Genomic DNA, 13,300 nt, shown 5'->3' with positions numbered 1-13,300 from the left:
GCCCGTGACGCCGAGGACGCTCGCGACCAGGCCGAGCGGCGGTCCGCCCGCGTGCAGGCCGAGGCCGAGACCGCCCGGCGGCACGCGTGGGAGGAGGTGGCCCGCCATGAGCGTGCCCGCGGCCAGGCCGAAGCCGCCCGGGATGCGGCGCGGGCGGCCCACGAGGTGCTCGCCGATCAGATGCACGGCGCCCAGGACGAGTTGCGGACCCTGCGCGCCGCCCATCAGCGGCAGAGCGAGCTACTGGCCGCCGCCGACGGCGCTTTGAGCCAGGCCCATGCCGACAACGCGGTCCTGCGCGAGCAGGCGGCCGCACTGAGAGAGCGCCTGCAGGCGGCCGAGGACGCCCGGGCGCAGGCCCGCGCCGAGGCCGAGACCGCACGGCAGGAGACCACCCGGGTACGTGAGGCCCTGGAGCAGCGGGACCGCGACCTCTCCCGGGCCCGGCAGGAGATCGCTCAGCTGGGGATCCGGGCGGCCGAGGCCGAGACCGGCCGCGACGGCGCCCTGGCGCAGGCCGAGGAGCTCCGCATCGCCCTGAGGACGGCCGAGATGCGCACCACCCGGCTGGAAGAGCTCCTCGCCCGGCTGACCGCCGCACCGCGCGGCGGCGTCCCTGCGCCTCCGGAGGAATGACCCGCCGCCCTCGAGATCACCCGCTGGCCGTCGGGGATCCCGTCCCGGCCGGTGCACCACCGGCCTCGATCAGGCGCCGAGCGCGAGCCGGTTTCTCCGGTGGGATCAGTCCAGGGTGAGGACGACCTTGATGTCGTCCGGTTGCGCGGTCAGTGCCTCGGCGAAGCGTTCCAGCGGCACCCGGCGGGTGATCAGCCGCTCCAGTCAGCCGATGTCGGCCCTGGCCAGGCCATCGGTACCGCGGACGCCGATGGCCAGACCCTCGACAGCAACTCGTCCACGCGGGGTCGCGGGGCGGGCACTTTCCGCACCTCGGCCGTGCCCGGCCGCGGCGGCGTGACGGTCAGCGCACGCATCGACCGCTCCCCCACCCCTGATCCCCGGTCATGTTTCCGGCCGTGGAGCCGATGCCGGCCATGGCTGGTTACCCGCCGCGTGTCCGGCGAAACGGCGCGGCTCCTGCCCCTGCCACCCGCCCAGGCGCTCGAGCGTGCGGGGTCCGCCGTTCCGGCCCCGGACTCTCGTGATCCCCGATCCCCGCGGCCGGGTCGCGATCATGACGAGGCCGGCGCCGCCGCACCGGCCGCCAGAGCCGCCTGCACGATGCGGAGCGCTTCGGCCGCGTCGAGGCCGACGCTGGCGATCACGGCCGCATAGTCGGCGGCGGCCCGGCGGGCCCGTTCCCGGCCCTCCTCGCCGGCGGCCGAGACGAACGAGCCCGCCCGCCCGCGCGTCTCGATCAGCCCCGCCTCCTCCAGCTCCCGGTAGGCCCGGCCGACCGTGTTGACGGCCAGGCCGAGGTCGGCCGCCAGGTGGCGGATGGTCGGCAGCCGGGCGCCCACGGCCAGCGTGCGGTCCTGGATCTGCCGGGCGAGCTGGGCCCGCAACTGCTCGAACGGCGGGACCGGTGAGCCCGCATCGATGACGATCATTGCAGGCCCACCGCGCGCCGCGCCGTGGCCGCGTACGACGGCGCCCTGCGGTGGACGGCGACGAAGGCGAGCACCCCCAGCACCAGGAAACCCACCGAGGCGGCGCTCCACCACCCGGGCGCGAACCCGGACAGCAGCACCACCGGCAGCGCCCACAGCACGGCCGGCGCGGAGCTCTCGCGCGCGTCCTCGATCCGCATGACGACGTCGGCCGTCAGCGAGACCTCGTCTTCGGCTACGACGGGCCGGGCCAGCATCTCACGCAGTTGCAGGACGGCGCCGAGGGCGACTCCGGTCACGGCGACCAGCAGCACGACGGCGGCGTGCCGTGCGGTGCCCTCGGTGACGACCAGCGCGCTCACTCCCAGCGCGAACGCGCAGGCGAAGGTGGCGCCCGCCATGACGGTGTAGGACCGTCCGAGCAGGGCGGTCCAGCCGAGCTGCACCGGATGGGTCACCCGCCGCGGCAGCGCCGCCCCGGCGCGCCGGTCGACGCGCCGCACCCAGGCGTCCAGCAGCGCCTGGGTCAGCAACAGCGCGCCGATCGACACGCTCAGCACCAGCACCGGCACCAGCCGGTGCGACCCGGACCCGCCGGAGGCGGAGGCTCCCGGCAGGGCGGCGACCTGCGCCAGGGAGGCCGCGATTATCAGCACGGCCAAAAGGACGCTGCCCAGCAGCCGCACCCGCCGCCGCACCGCCAAGCGCGCGGCCAGCAACGGCGTCGGCGGGCCGTCGCTCAGGCCGTGCCGCCGCAGCCAGGTCTCGGCGCACCGGATGTCCACCGGCGGCGGTCCGGCGTCGGACATGGAAGCGTTCATCATGTCTCCTCCTTGTGTCGCAAGTTTTGTATCAACATGATGCGTCATAACTTGCGACAAAGTCAACGTCCAGCTGATCCGGGTGGTGCGGACCCGGGACGATCCCGTGCGGTGTCCGGCGTGCGGGACGCCGACCGGCCGGGTGCACGGGTTCTGCGGCCGGATGATTGCGGACCTTCCCGTGGACGGCCGGCGGGTGGTGGCGTCGTGCGGGTGCGGCGGATGGCCTGCCCGGTATGGAGTTGCTCGCGGCGGACGTTCCGAGAACAGGTGCCCGGGCTGCTGGAGCGCTGCCAACGCCGGACGAACCGACTCGCCGACCAGTCGGGCGCGGTGGTGAGAGAGCTCGCGGGCCGGGCGAGCGCCCGGCTGTCTGGGGCCTTGGGCGTGCAGGTAGCGCGGTCGACCGCGTTGCGGCTGCTCAGGCGGCTGCCGCTGCCTGCGGTCGGAGTGCCGCGGGTGCTGGGCGCGATGTCGGCGCGATGCCCCGCCTGCCATCGCGACCCACACGATCTCATTGGACTTGGTCGAGGACCATGACCAAGCTCTGGTCACTGACGCTGATGGTCAGGGCGGCGGCCTGCGCCCGCCGGGCGCCCGTCAGGGCATGGTGATGAGCACGCTGCCCTTCTTGTGTCCGGTGCCGACGCGCCGGTGCGCCTCGGCGGCCTGCGCCAGCGGGTGGAGCCCGTCGATGACCGGCCTGATCCGCCCCGCCTCCGCGATGCCCACGACGAAGCGCAGGTCCTCGGCCTTGTCGCGTGGCGGCCGCAGGCCGGTGAACGCGATGACCGCCCGCTTGCCGCCGGGCCTCGGCCTCCGGAGCGAGCGGAGCAGGATCGCCGGGGAGGGGACGGTCGACAGGTACACCCCGCCGCTCCTGAGCACCCGCCTGCAGCGCGAGAACGAGCTCTTGCCCGCCACGTCGAAGACGACGTCGTAGGTCCGGCCCGTGCGGGTGAAGTCCTGCTCCGTGTAGACGACGGTCTCGTCCGCGCCGAGGGATTCCACCAGTTCCCGTTTGGCGGCGCTGCACACGCCGGTGACCCGTGCCCCGAAGTACTTGGCCAGTTGCACCGCGGCGATGCCCACTCCCCCGGAGGCGCCGTTGATCAGGATCTCCTGCCCCTCCCGCAGGTGCGCCCGGTCCCTGAGGAAGGGCAGGGCGGTCAGCACGCCGTCGCAGAGCGCGGCGGCCTCGCTGTGGGACATGCCGGACGGCGCGATCGCGAGCGCTCCGTCCTCCGGCAGGCACGCGTACTCGGCGTGGGCGCCGAAGGCGGGACCGGTGTCGGCTATGACCTGATCACCCACGGCGAAGCGGGTCACCTCCCCGCCGACCGCCACGACCTCTCCGGCGAGTTCGCCGCCCAGCGTCCTCACCTTCGGCCGCACGAGGCCGGTGACCAGCCTGGAGAAGAACGGATCGCCCGCCCGGAAGACGGTGTCCACCGCCGTCACCACCGCTGCGTGGACTCTTACCAGCACGTCCTTGGTGCCGGGGGTGGGCTCGCTGACGTCTTCGATCCGGAGGACGTCCGGCGGACCGTAGGCGTGGTAGGTGACCGCTTTCAAGGCGTTGCCCTTTCTATCCGGGGGCTGGGATGCACGGGAGTGCCCTCGCCGCCGTGACCCGCCGGATGCCGTGGGAGCGGTTCTGCGAAGCCGCGGCGGCCGTACGGGCCGCGCCGGGAGTGCCCGGGGCGGCTAGACCTCGTCGGAGTAGTGGAAGACCTGGTCGATCGGCGCGCCGAACACCTTGGCGCCCTGGAAGGCCATCTCCAGCGAGGGCGAGTAGCGGCCCTACTCGACGGAGATGACGGTCTGCCGGGTCACTCCGACGCGGGGTCGGCCTGCGCCAGCTGTCCATACGTGGACCGCGGCTGCCGGATGGGGCTGGTGAGCCTGATGGGCTTGGCTCGCCACGAGCAGCGGCCGCACGTAGGAGATCTGGGAGACCTCCGTGTCGGCCAGCTGCCCGAACACGGTCACCGCGTAGACCGCCGGTGCCACGGCCGCGATCACAGCGTACGCTCACGCGCGTTTCTCCTCGTACGGCATGCCGCCTCCCGTGTAAAGAATCTTCAACACTCTCGAAGGTAAAGGGATTTATACTAAATGTCAATGATTCTTAACATCGGTCATCGGGAACCCAGAGCCGACAGCTCGTTCAGCGTCTGCAGCAGGACATCGACGCGCCGATCGCGTCAGCCGGGCAGGTGCGGGCCTTCTCGATCTCGGCGACGTGCCCGGTGACCGCGTCGGTGCCGGGGACCTGCCCGATACCGGCGACGCCCAACAGGCGCTGCAGCCCTTCGGCGGTGCGCGGCCTCCAGCTTCTCGAAGTCAGCCGCACCGATCTCGACGAGTATCGCCTCCACCCGCACGGCGCCCAGCAGGGCGTTGGCCAGATGCATCCGGTCCTGCGCGTCGGCCTGGCCGCCAAGGCACGACTCGACGCGGACGAGGCCTTCCGGGACTGCGGTCAATGACTCGACGCCTACGCCGACTCCCGCTACCGCCCCGTCAAGAACGACCGGGACGGACATGCGCTCGCCGCCCGCCTCGACGCCGCCGACAGCGTCCGGGTCAGCGCCGCAGCATGAACCCGGAAGCCCCATCCCGATAGGTGTAGCGTCCAACCCACGCAATTGATCACGAAGGGTGCCTGCCATTGGAACTGCAAGACGCACGATTGGACATGTCTCAAGGTGAGCGTGTCAACAGATACAGCGATGTCGCAAGCGCGTTGGCGTTGCACAGCGACCGGCAGCTCGGCGAGTCGCTGGAGCAGGCGCAGGTTCTGGGCTCGGGGGTAGGCGGGACCTCGGTACTGCTGGCCATCGATGGCGTGCCGGTCTTCGCCAAGCGGATCCCGCTGACCGACCTGGAGCGCCGCCCGGGCAACGTGATGTCCACCGCGAACCTGTTCGGAGTGCCTCCGTTCTGCCAGTACGGACTCACCGCTCTCGCCGGGCCGGGCTTCGGCGCCTGGCGTGAACTCGCGGCCAACGTCATGACGACCAACTGGGTCCTGGCCGGGCGCAGTGCGGCCTTTCCGCTGCTGTATCACTGGCGGGTGCTGCCGGGAGCGCCGCCGCCCACCGATGAGCACGCCGACATCGAGGCGGTCGTGCAGTACTGGGATGGATCACCGGCGGTACGGGATCGTCTCCAGGCCCTTGCCCGTGCCTCGGCCAGCATCGTGCTGTTTCAGGAGTTCATCCCCTACACCCTCCATGACTGGCTCGCCGCTCAGCTCACCGCCGGCCAGGACGCTGCCATAGCGGCGAGCACCATGGTCGAGTCGTGCCTGCTCACCGACGTGGCCTTCATGAACGGCCAGGAACTGATGCACTTCGACGGCCACTTCGGCAACATCCTCACCGACGGTGAACGCCTGTACATCGCCGACCTCGGGCTGGCGACCTCCCCTCGGTTCGACCTGTCCAAGCAGGAGATCGAATTCCTGGAGCGCAACCGCACCCACGACCTCGGGTACGCGCTGATGCGGCTGGTCAACTGGCTCGTCACCAATGTCTGCGAGGTGAAGGTGCCGCAAAACGGCATACCAGAACAACGCAACGAATACATCCGCGCGTGCGCGAACGGCGCGGACCCCGCCGGTGCTCCGCCAGCCGTTGCCGCAGTGATCCGCCGGTACGCACCCGTCGCGGCGGCCATCAATGACTTCTACTGGGACCTGTACGGCACCAGCAGGACAACGTCGTATCCGAACGAGAAGATCGAACACGCTCTGAGTGCAATGCGCTGATCCCCACGCCCGTGGGAGTGAGCCGGTCGGGTCCTCGGCCGTTACAGAGCCGCTCTACGAGAGGTCGCAACACGGGGCGGTGGCCCGCGAGTTGCGATCCGTACTGGTCCTCATCGCCCCTGCGAGGGGTCGCGATCATCCGGTGGCACGGCGGTGAAGGAGCCGCCGTGACATCGATCGCCCCGGCCCTGGTCGGTGGCCGGCCACCCGCGGGCGATCGTGAGGGCCGCACCGGTTCGCTGTCTTCGAGGTTCTACCGGCCACGTCCGCCCCGGCCCCGGTCCGATCGGTGTGGCGGGGCACCTGCGGCGACCGGCGGGAGGCGTGTTCAGGCGAGCAGGAACTTCAGGCGGTCGTCGGCCAGCCACGGCGCGATCTCGACGATCTCCGCGCTGACGATGTCCTCGACGACGAACGGGTCGGCCGCCACGCGGCTCTCCAAGTCCTGCCGTGAGGTACCGTGGGCCACGATCGCGCCGCCCCGTCCCGGATGGATACCGCCGACCAGCAGGAACACGCCGTCGTCGACGCCGCGCCTGATCCACTCCTGGTGGCCGGACATGTATCGTTCGGCCGCGCTCCTGTTGGCGGAGAACCGCAGCAACACCACGAACATGTGGTCCCTCTCGGCTTCGTTGGATTCGACTACGTCAGGCGTCGGCCCGCGCGCGGTCCTCGGGCACGGCGTGGGTGACGGCTTCGGTGCCCGCGGAGTACGCGCTCAGCCAGTCGTGCATCCGCTGGGCCTCGCGGCGGATGAAATCCTCGTCTTTGAAGGCGTGCGCCAGCGTGGCGACGCCCTGGCTGAAGGCCAGTACGTGCATCGCCAGCGCGTCGGCCTGCTCCTCCTGCCCCAGCTGGGTGAACTGCTCGCGCAGCCAGGTGCGGAAGAGTGAGAACAGGCCGCCGGCTTCGTCCAGTGCGGGGTGGCCGAGCTTGGCCAGTTCCGTGGTCAGAGTGCCCACCGGGCAGCCGTAGCTCTGGATGTCGGCACGATTGGTCACCACGATCCCGACGAACCTGCGGATCCGGGCGGCGGGATCGGTCTCCTCGGTCTCCCACCGCGTGAGCATCCGCCGCCTGTCCTCCAGCCGCGCGGCGATCACCGCGCTCAGGATGTCGTCCTTGGACTTGAAGTGGTAGTAGAAGTTCCCCCGGGAGATGTGTACGGCCTCGGCGATCGCCGTAAAGACGTGTGCTCGTACCCCTGCCGGTAGAACAGCTGATCGGCCGCCTCGACGATCTGGGCCCGGGTCGTTTCCGCCCTCACTGCCTTACACCCCCGCATTACCGGCCGCCTTATCGAACCATGTTAGGACGGATGTCCTAGAGGGACATTAGGACACTCGTCCTATGCGATGTCAACCGGCCGCGGCGGCCGAGCTGCCGCCGCGGCGCCGGCCACCGGGCTCGCCGGCGCGGCCGCCCTCTTGCGATGAGCGCGGCCGTCGAGTGCACGGGCGCGGCGGCGCGGGTGTCGCGGTCCAAGTGAGCTGCGGTGATCGCGCCGTCGCACAGCTGCACCAGGGCCGCGATCAGGACACCGTCGGGGGCGAAGACCTGGGCGATGACGAGAATGAGCTCCCTGCGGGCCCGGCGGCCACCCGTGGCCACCTTGAGGGTGATCACACGGTGAAGGTCCTGGCCTGCTCGTTCATCCCCTCGGCCATGAGCGACAACTCATCGATGATCGTCATGCTCTCGCGCACCGCGTGGTGCGCCTCGGCGACCGTCTCGGCCACAGCCGTGACATGCTCGGCGATGCGGGCCGAGCCGCTGGCCGCCTCGGAGACGCTCTCGCCCATGCCCGCGGTGGTGGCGCTCTGCTCCTCCACCGCGCTGGCGATCGTGGTGACGTAGTCGTTGATGCGGCCGATGACATCCTGGAACCCGTTGATGATGTCGACCGCGCCGTCGCTGTCGGCCTGGATGGCCCGCACCCGGGCGGCGATGTCCTCGGTCGCCTTGGCGGTCTCCTGCGCCAGGTCCTTGACCTCGCCGGCCACCACCGCGAACCCCTTGCCCGCCTCCCCGGCCCGGGCCGCCTCGATGGTGGCGTTCAGTGCCAGCAGGTTGGTCTGCTCCGCGATCGCGTTGATGGCCTTGACCACCGCGCCGATCTCCGAAGAGGAGGTGCTCAGCCGCTGCACGCGCGTGCTGGCCGAACCCGCGGCGGCCACGGCGTCACCGGCTACCGAGGCCGCCTCCGAGGCGCTCCTGCTGATCTCCTGAATCGAGGCGCTCATCTCCTGGGCGCCCGCGGCGACCATCTCGGCGTTGCCGCTGACCTCCTCGGCCGCGGCGGCGGCGCTGTCGACCCGTGAGGCGGCCGTGTCGGAGTTGGCCACGACCTTTGTCGCGGACGAGCGCATGACGTCCGAGGCACGTGACATCTGCTCGGCGCCGCTCTTGATCTGCGACACCGCATCACGCAGCACATCGACGGCCTCGTTGATCGCCGTTCCCATCTCCCGCAGTTCCCCGCCCATGGCGGAGGTGTCGGTCCGGCGGGTCAGGTCCTTGGCCGCCAGCGCCTTCAGCGCCACCACGGCCTGGGCCAGCGGGACGGTGATGCTGCGCCGGACCACGCCCAGCAGGGGCACGGCCACGATCAGCGCCACCACGACGGCGATCCCCATCTGGCGCTGAGCCGAGCCGGAGGCCTCGGCGGCCGCCGCGGCGGCGGCGTCGCTGCCGGAGCGAGCGCTGTCGACCAGCGTTTCGGTGGTCTCCAGGATGCGGTAGTAGATGTTCCAGGAATCACCGCCGATCAGGGCGTTGGCCTGGTCGGCGGCCTGGCGGGTGCCCTGGGCGAACAGTCCGGCGATCTTGTCGTCCATGGCCAGGAACGCGTCCCAGTCCGCGACGAGGGTCTCGAAGGCCTTCTTCTGCTCGGCGGTCATGGCCGAGGTCTCGACGCTGTCCAGGTGGGTGCGCAGACGCCCGGCGACCTCCAGGTATCCGGCGCGGCTGACGGCCTCGGGCTTGACGGCCTCGGCCGGGTCGCCCAGCGCGGCCTCCCACGCATAAGCGGTCTGCCAGCCGCTCACATCGGAGTTGAAGTATTTGATCTCCTGGATGTCGCGGCTGAGCAGGGTCATCTGCTTCATGTGCTCGACCGCCTCGTCCTGGGCACGCAGCGCGTTCAGCCCCACCAGCGCCGCGCCGCCGAAAAGCGCGACGATCATGGCGAAGCATGCGATCAGCCGTGTTCCGACCTTCCAGTCGCCGATAAGCCTTGACATCATCCCGATTCCTCCGTGTGGCACTCACCACACCATCGGCGGCGTGGGCCCCGGATTGAGGACGATCCTCGAAAGGAAACCTCTCAGGGAATGGGCTTCGGGCACCAGGGAACGCGGCGGTGGCGTTGTCGGCTCCCGTCCGGCTCGTGATGGGGCCGACCTGACCCGGGCATCGCCCGCGGTCCGGCAGACCTGCGTCAGATCAAGACCAAGACAGCCCAAATGCCCTTCAACAGGAAGCAAGCGGCGAAACCCTGCGGGCCATCACTCGCCACACCCGCACACGATCGGGTGTTTGCCCAGCTCATGAGGGTAGGGCGGGAAACGGAGGTTATCGTCCACGATCGGAGAACGGCCCGGGGAAACGCCCGCCTGCCTTACCTCAGCGGCCTGTGCCGCAGGATCGGGAGGCGGGAAAGCGTGTCCGCCGGGCAGCCAAGGAGGGACCATGGTGCCCACCGCGCTACGGGACGCAGCTCTTTTGATCGCCCGCCTGGGCATCGGCGTGGTGTTCGTCGCCCACGGCTGGCAGAAAATCGCGACCAACGGCCTCGCCGGCACGGCGGCGTTCTTCGAGCAGGCGGGGGTTCCCCTGCCGACGCTGTCGGCCTGGTTCGCCGCGCTGGTGGAACTGGTGGCCGGCATCGCGCTGATCGTCGGCCTGGCGGTGCCGGTGGCCGGTCTGCTGCTGGCCGTCAACATGCTGGGCGCCTACCTGTTCGTCCACGCCGGCAAGGGCCTGTTCATCGACACCGGCGGCGCCGAGCTGGTCATGGCGCTCGGCGCGGGAAGCCTGGCGCTGGCCGCGGCCGGCTCGGGCCGTTTCGGCCTGGATCACCTGCTGGCGCCCCGGCTGCGCCGCCGGCAACGCCACCGTGAGCCCGTCGGCCGGCCTTGAGAGCGGTTCATATCGGCCCCTGGATGGCGGACGCCCGCAGCCGTGCAGGCGGCCGGCCAGGACCGCTCTCGCGATGCGCTGGGCGCCCCGGACGACACTGATCACGCCGGGCCGCGCTACCGGGTGAGCGGCGCCCTGCGGGCACAGGCGTGCAGCGATCACGCGGGCGTGGCGCTGTCGCTGTTCACCGCTAGCGGTGGCCAGCCAGCACCGCGTGATGGTCGACCTCGCCGGCGCCGTCGGGGTCGGTGTGCACGGTGGCCGCGCGCAGGCGCGGCACCTGGTGGATCAGCCGGTGCTCCGCCTCGACCGCGATCGCGTGCGCCTGCAGCAGGGACGCCTCGGGATCGACGACGATGTCGACCTCGGCGCGCAGGTCGTGGCCGATCCAGCGCAACCGCACCGCTCCGACCCGCCGCACCCCGCCGGTGGCGGCGACGACCTGCTCGGCCTGCTCGACCAGGACCGGGTCGACGGCGTCCATCAGGCGGCGGTAGATCTCCCGGGCCGCATCGCGCAGCACGAAGCAGATCGCCATCGTGATGGCCAGGCCGACGAGCGGGTCGGCCAGCGGAAAGCCCACCGCCGCGCCCCCGGCCCCCAGCAGGACGGCCAGCGAGGTGAAGCCGTCGGTGCGGGCGTGCAGGCCGTCGGCCACCAGCGCGGCCGAGCCGATCTCGCGGCCGACCCTGATCCGGTAACGAGCCACCCACTCGTTGCCGAGGAACCCGATCACGCCGGCGGCGGCGACCCAGCCCAGCGCGTGCACGTCCTGCGGGCGGACGAGCCGCTGGACGGCCTCGTATCCGGCCAGGGCGGCGGAGCCGGCGATGACGGCCACGATGACGATCCCGGCCAGGTCCTCGGCCCGGCCGTAGCCGTAGGTGAAGCGGCGCGTCGCCGCCCGCCGGCCCAGGGAGAAGGCGATGGCCAGCGGCACCGCGGTCAGGGCGTCGGCGATGTTGTGCAGGGTGTCGCCCAGTAGCGCGACCGACCCGGAGAAGGCGAAGACCACCGCCTGGGCGGCCGCGGTGACGACCAGCGCGGCGAAGGAGATCGCCAGCACCCGCATGCCCCGGCTGCTGGACTCCAACGCCGCGTCGGTCTTGCCGGCACTGTCGTGGCTGTGCAGGGTGAACGCGTGATGGACTCGGGAAAGCAGCGCGCGGATCCTGCCGTACCCCCTCGCCTCCTCACCGCCGCGCCCGTGACCGTGACCGTGAGCATGGCCGTAGCCGGGTCCAGGGTCGGGGCGGTCGCGGCCCTTTCCATCGGCCGGTCTCCCGCAGGGGCGACAGGCGGACGGCACGTCCGGTTCGGGCTGTACTGCGGCGTCGCCTGCCTGACCCTTACCCTCGTGGACTCTTCTCCGGCACCCGGAGGTGAGGGACGGGCCGTCATCGCCGTATCCACCAGCAGGCCGGTATCGCTAGATTTGCTGTGCTCGATCCCCCGATCGCGAGGTAGGCAGGCATGTCGGACGAACGAGGCGCGCGCGCAGCGCGACGAGGAATGCGGCCGTACGGGTGGATGCTCGTGCTGGCCGTCATGGTTCTTCTCGTCGACCAGGCCTCCAAGTTGTGGGCGATCTCGGCGCTGGCCGACGGCGAACGCGTCTCGGTGGTCCCGGGGGTGATTCAGCTGCGGTTGCTGTTCAACCCGGGGGCCGCCTTCTCGATCGGCGAGGGTGCGACGTGGGTGTTCACCCTGGTTGCGGCTGCGGCGGTGGCCGGCATCGCGCATGTCGGGCGGCGGCTGCGTTCGGCGGCCTGGACCGTGGCGCTGGGTGCGCTGCTGGGCGGTGCCGCCTCTCACCTGCTGGACCGCCTATTTCGCCCGCCCGGCTTCGCCCGGGGCCATGTCGTCGACTTCATCGACTACGGGGGACTGTTCGTCGGCAACCTCGCCGATATCGCCCTCACCGGAAGCTGCGCCTTCGTGGTGCTGCTCAGCGCGCGGGGCATCTCCCTCGACGGCACACCGGACAAGGGCATGGACGCCCCCACCCCCTCCGGGGGCACCGCGGCCGGCGTCTGAGCCGGCGGCATGGTCGAGAACACGAAGAGCGGCCGCTGCCCGCATCTGTCCAGCCGTTTCGGCGCGGGAGGCGTCAACGGTCTTGAGCGCGGTAGACCACGCCGGACAGGCGGCGACGCAGACCCCGGCAGGGAATCTCCAGCTCGGGACCGAGTTCGTGCAGGTGCCAGCGCAGCTGACTGCAGATCCGGGTCCGCTGAACGACCGGATCGTCGCGGTATGGCGGCGACCCGCTGTGACCCGTCGACCTTGAACGTGCGGTGATCGCCGAGACATAAGATGGCCCATCGATATAGGTCGCCTCAGAACGCGGCGCCGTCCAGCCTCTACCGCAACCGGAGGAATTTCCTGTGCGCCGATCTCTCGGGTTGCTCGCCGCAGCCGCCGCCCTGGCCACGATCGCCGCACCCGTCAGTACGGCGCAGGCCGCCACGGCGTCCCCGGCTTCCGGCATCGGCCGGTTCGGCTCGCTCAACCTGTTCGGGCCGGCCGGCACGGCGTCCGCATCCGACGCCGTCACAGTGGGAACGGCGCGGGAGAACACGGTCGTGCGATTGGTCAATGCCCAGCGGGTGAAGAAGGGATGCCGGGTGCTCAAGCACCACCCGCGACTTCACCGGGCCGCCCGCGGGCACTCGGCCGACATGGCGCAGTACGGCTACCTCTCGAACACCTCCCGTAGCGGTCGATCCTTCACGGACCGGATCAAGGAGGCCGGCTTCACCGGCGGCACCGGCTGGGCGGAGAACATCGCCAAGGGCTACCGCACCCCGGCCGCGGTCGTACAGGCCTGGATGGGCGACTCCGTGACCAAGGCCGCCATCATGAACTGCAAGTTCACCTTCATCGGGGTCGGCGCGGCCGAGGGCTCCGATGGCGTGATCTACTGGACCCAGGACTTCGCCGCCAGATGACCCGCTCCCGCTGGTGCCGACTGCGCTGGCCCGGCGCGTCAC

General features: G+C 70.9%; 16 protein-coding genes and 1 pseudogene. 7 read left to right on the top strand and 10 right to left on the bottom strand.

All coding sequences use genetic code 11. The features are described 5' to 3' along the window. Positions 1-636, top strand: a 636-nt coding sequence (locus ACWJ6R_RS03150; protein WP_449060733.1) for a hypothetical protein, incomplete at its 5' end; no start/stop codon positions are given. A 554-nt stretch (positions 637-1,190) separates the two neighbouring features. Here ACWJ6R_RS03150 and ACWJ6R_RS03145 read toward each other — a convergent pair. Together ACWJ6R_RS03145 and ACWJ6R_RS03140 are read right to left on the bottom strand one after the other, a co-directional pair. Next, positions 1,191-1,568 carry a GntR family transcriptional regulator gene (locus tag ACWJ6R_RS03145; RefSeq protein WP_449060732.1) on the bottom strand — a complete coding sequence of 126 codons (378 nt, stop codon included), beginning with the start codon at positions 1,566-1,568 and terminating at the stop codon, positions 1,191-1,193. Then, complete coding sequence (locus tag ACWJ6R_RS03140; RefSeq protein ID WP_449060731.1) at positions 1,565-2,389, bottom strand: hypothetical protein; 825 nt, start codon at positions 2,387-2,389, stop codon at positions 1,565-1,567. The genes ACWJ6R_RS03145 and ACWJ6R_RS03140 overlap by 4 nt, the downstream gene beginning before the upstream one ends. Before the next feature lie 70 nt (positions 2,390-2,459). Here ACWJ6R_RS03140 and ACWJ6R_RS03135 point away from each other — a divergent pair. After that, positions 2,460-2,857 (top strand): annotated as a pseudogene (locus ACWJ6R_RS03135) (transposase family protein); the annotation flags it as partial. Between the two features lie 132 nt (positions 2,858-2,989). Here the strand turns inward: ACWJ6R_RS03135 and ACWJ6R_RS03130 are convergent. From ACWJ6R_RS03130 to ACWJ6R_RS03120, 3 genes are all read right to left on the bottom strand, one after another. Beyond that, positions 2,990-3,964, bottom strand: coding sequence for an NAD(P)-dependent alcohol dehydrogenase (locus ACWJ6R_RS03130; RefSeq protein WP_449060730.1), 975 nt, complete (start codon positions 3,962-3,964; stop codon positions 2,990-2,992). Positions 3,965-4,192: 228 nt separating this feature from the next. Further along, positions 4,193-4,402, bottom strand: coding sequence for a hypothetical protein (locus ACWJ6R_RS03125; RefSeq protein WP_449060729.1), 210 nt, complete (start codon positions 4,400-4,402; stop codon positions 4,193-4,195). A gap of 157 nt (positions 4,403-4,559) precedes the next feature. Continuing rightward, positions 4,560-4,688, bottom strand: a complete 129-nt coding sequence (locus ACWJ6R_RS03120) for a hypothetical protein (protein ID WP_449060728.1) — start codon at positions 4,686-4,688, stop codon at positions 4,560-4,562. 22 nt (positions 4,689-4,710) lie between these two features. On the opposite strand from ACWJ6R_RS03120, the gene ACWJ6R_RS03115 reads away from it, so the two are divergent. Both ACWJ6R_RS03115 and ACWJ6R_RS03110 read left to right on the top strand, forming a co-directional pair. Then, the gene (locus tag ACWJ6R_RS03115) at positions 4,711-4,881 is read left to right on the top strand and encodes a hypothetical protein (RefSeq protein WP_449060727.1); all 171 of its coding nucleotides are present in this window, start codon (positions 4,711-4,713) and stop codon (positions 4,879-4,881) included. 182 nt (positions 4,882-5,063) lie between these two features. Then, positions 5,064-6,164: a serine/threonine protein phosphatase gene (locus ACWJ6R_RS03110; RefSeq protein ID WP_449060726.1), complete on the top strand. Its 1,101-nt coding sequence runs from the start codon at positions 5,064-5,066 to the stop codon at positions 6,162-6,164. Positions 6,165-6,492: 328 nt separating this feature from the next. Here ACWJ6R_RS03110 and ACWJ6R_RS03105 read toward each other — a convergent pair whose 3' ends face one another. From ACWJ6R_RS03105 to ACWJ6R_RS03090, 4 genes are all read right to left on the bottom strand, one after another. Then, positions 6,493-6,780, bottom strand: a complete 288-nt coding sequence (locus ACWJ6R_RS03105) for a YciI family protein (protein WP_449060725.1) — start codon at positions 6,778-6,780, stop codon at positions 6,493-6,495. 34 nt (positions 6,781-6,814) lie between these two features. Continuing rightward, positions 6,815-7,270, bottom strand: coding sequence for an LmrA/YxaF family transcription factor (locus tag ACWJ6R_RS03100; protein ID WP_449060724.1), 456 nt, complete (start codon positions 7,268-7,270; stop codon positions 6,815-6,817). Between the two features lie 220 nt (positions 7,271-7,490). Then, entirely contained in the window at positions 7,491-7,793 is a 303-nt protein-coding gene (locus ACWJ6R_RS03095; RefSeq protein WP_449060723.1) for a hypothetical protein, read from the bottom strand. Further along, the gene (locus tag ACWJ6R_RS03090; protein ID WP_449060722.1) at positions 7,790-9,412 is read right to left on the bottom strand and encodes a methyl-accepting chemotaxis protein; all 1,623 of its coding nucleotides are present in this window, start codon (positions 9,410-9,412) and stop codon (positions 7,790-7,792) included. Before ACWJ6R_RS03090 ends, ACWJ6R_RS03095 begins: the two co-directional genes overlap by 4 nt. Before the next feature lie 445 nt (positions 9,413-9,857). Here ACWJ6R_RS03090 and ACWJ6R_RS03085 point away from each other — a divergent pair, with 445 nt between their 5' ends. Then, a complete protein-coding gene (locus ACWJ6R_RS03085) occupies positions 9,858-10,307 on the top strand; it encodes a DoxX family protein (RefSeq protein WP_449060721.1) in 450 nt (149 codons plus the stop codon). A 190-nt stretch (positions 10,308-10,497) separates the two neighbouring features. Here ACWJ6R_RS03085 and ACWJ6R_RS03080 read toward each other — a convergent pair whose 3' ends face one another. Continuing rightward, complete coding sequence (locus ACWJ6R_RS03080) at positions 10,498-11,400, bottom strand: cation diffusion facilitator family transporter (protein WP_449060720.1); 903 nt, start codon at positions 11,398-11,400, stop codon at positions 10,498-10,500. A 380-nt stretch (positions 11,401-11,780) separates the two neighbouring features. Here ACWJ6R_RS03080 and ACWJ6R_RS03075 point away from each other — a divergent pair, with 380 nt between their 5' ends. Both ACWJ6R_RS03075 and ACWJ6R_RS03070 read left to right on the top strand, forming a co-directional pair. Then, entirely contained in the window at positions 11,781-12,344 is a 564-nt protein-coding gene (locus tag ACWJ6R_RS03075) for a signal peptidase II (RefSeq protein WP_449060719.1), read from the top strand. A 350-nt stretch (positions 12,345-12,694) separates the two neighbouring features. After that, a complete protein-coding gene (locus ACWJ6R_RS03070; RefSeq protein ID WP_449060718.1) occupies positions 12,695-13,258 on the top strand; it encodes a CAP domain-containing protein in 564 nt (187 codons plus the stop codon). Positions 13,259-13,300 lie beyond the last annotated feature (42 nt).

It is taken from the genome of Planomonospora algeriensis (assembly GCF_977012225.1).
Note: the sequence above shows the minus strand (reverse complement) of the source record. Positions and strands in the feature narration are given on the sequence as shown.

What these genes read in the sequence shown, in the direction of transcription:
- ACWJ6R_RS03075 (WP_449060719.1), top strand. Translation starts at nt 11,781, where the DNA reads ATGTCGGACGAACGAGGCGCGCGCGCAGCGCGACGAGGAATGCGGCCG.
- ACWJ6R_RS03085 (WP_449060721.1), top strand. Translation starts at nt 9,858, where the DNA reads ATGGTGCCCACCGCGCTACGGGACGCAGCTCTTTTGATCGCCCGCCTG.
- ACWJ6R_RS03090 (WP_449060722.1), bottom strand. Translation starts at nt 9,412, where the DNA reads ATGATGTCAAGGCTTATCGGCGACTGGAAGGTCGGAACACGGCTGATC.
- ACWJ6R_RS03105 (WP_449060725.1), bottom strand. Translation starts at nt 6,780, where the DNA reads ATGTTCGTGGTGTTGCTGCGGTTCTCCGCCAACAGGAGCGCGGCCGAA.
- ACWJ6R_RS03140 (WP_449060731.1), bottom strand. Translation starts at nt 2,389, where the DNA reads ATGAACGCTTCCATGTCCGACGCCGGACCGCCGCCGGTGGACATCCGG.
- ACWJ6R_RS03145 (WP_449060732.1), bottom strand. Translation starts at nt 1,568, where the DNA reads ATGATCGTCATCGATGCGGGCTCACCGGTCCCGCCGTTCGAGCAGTTG.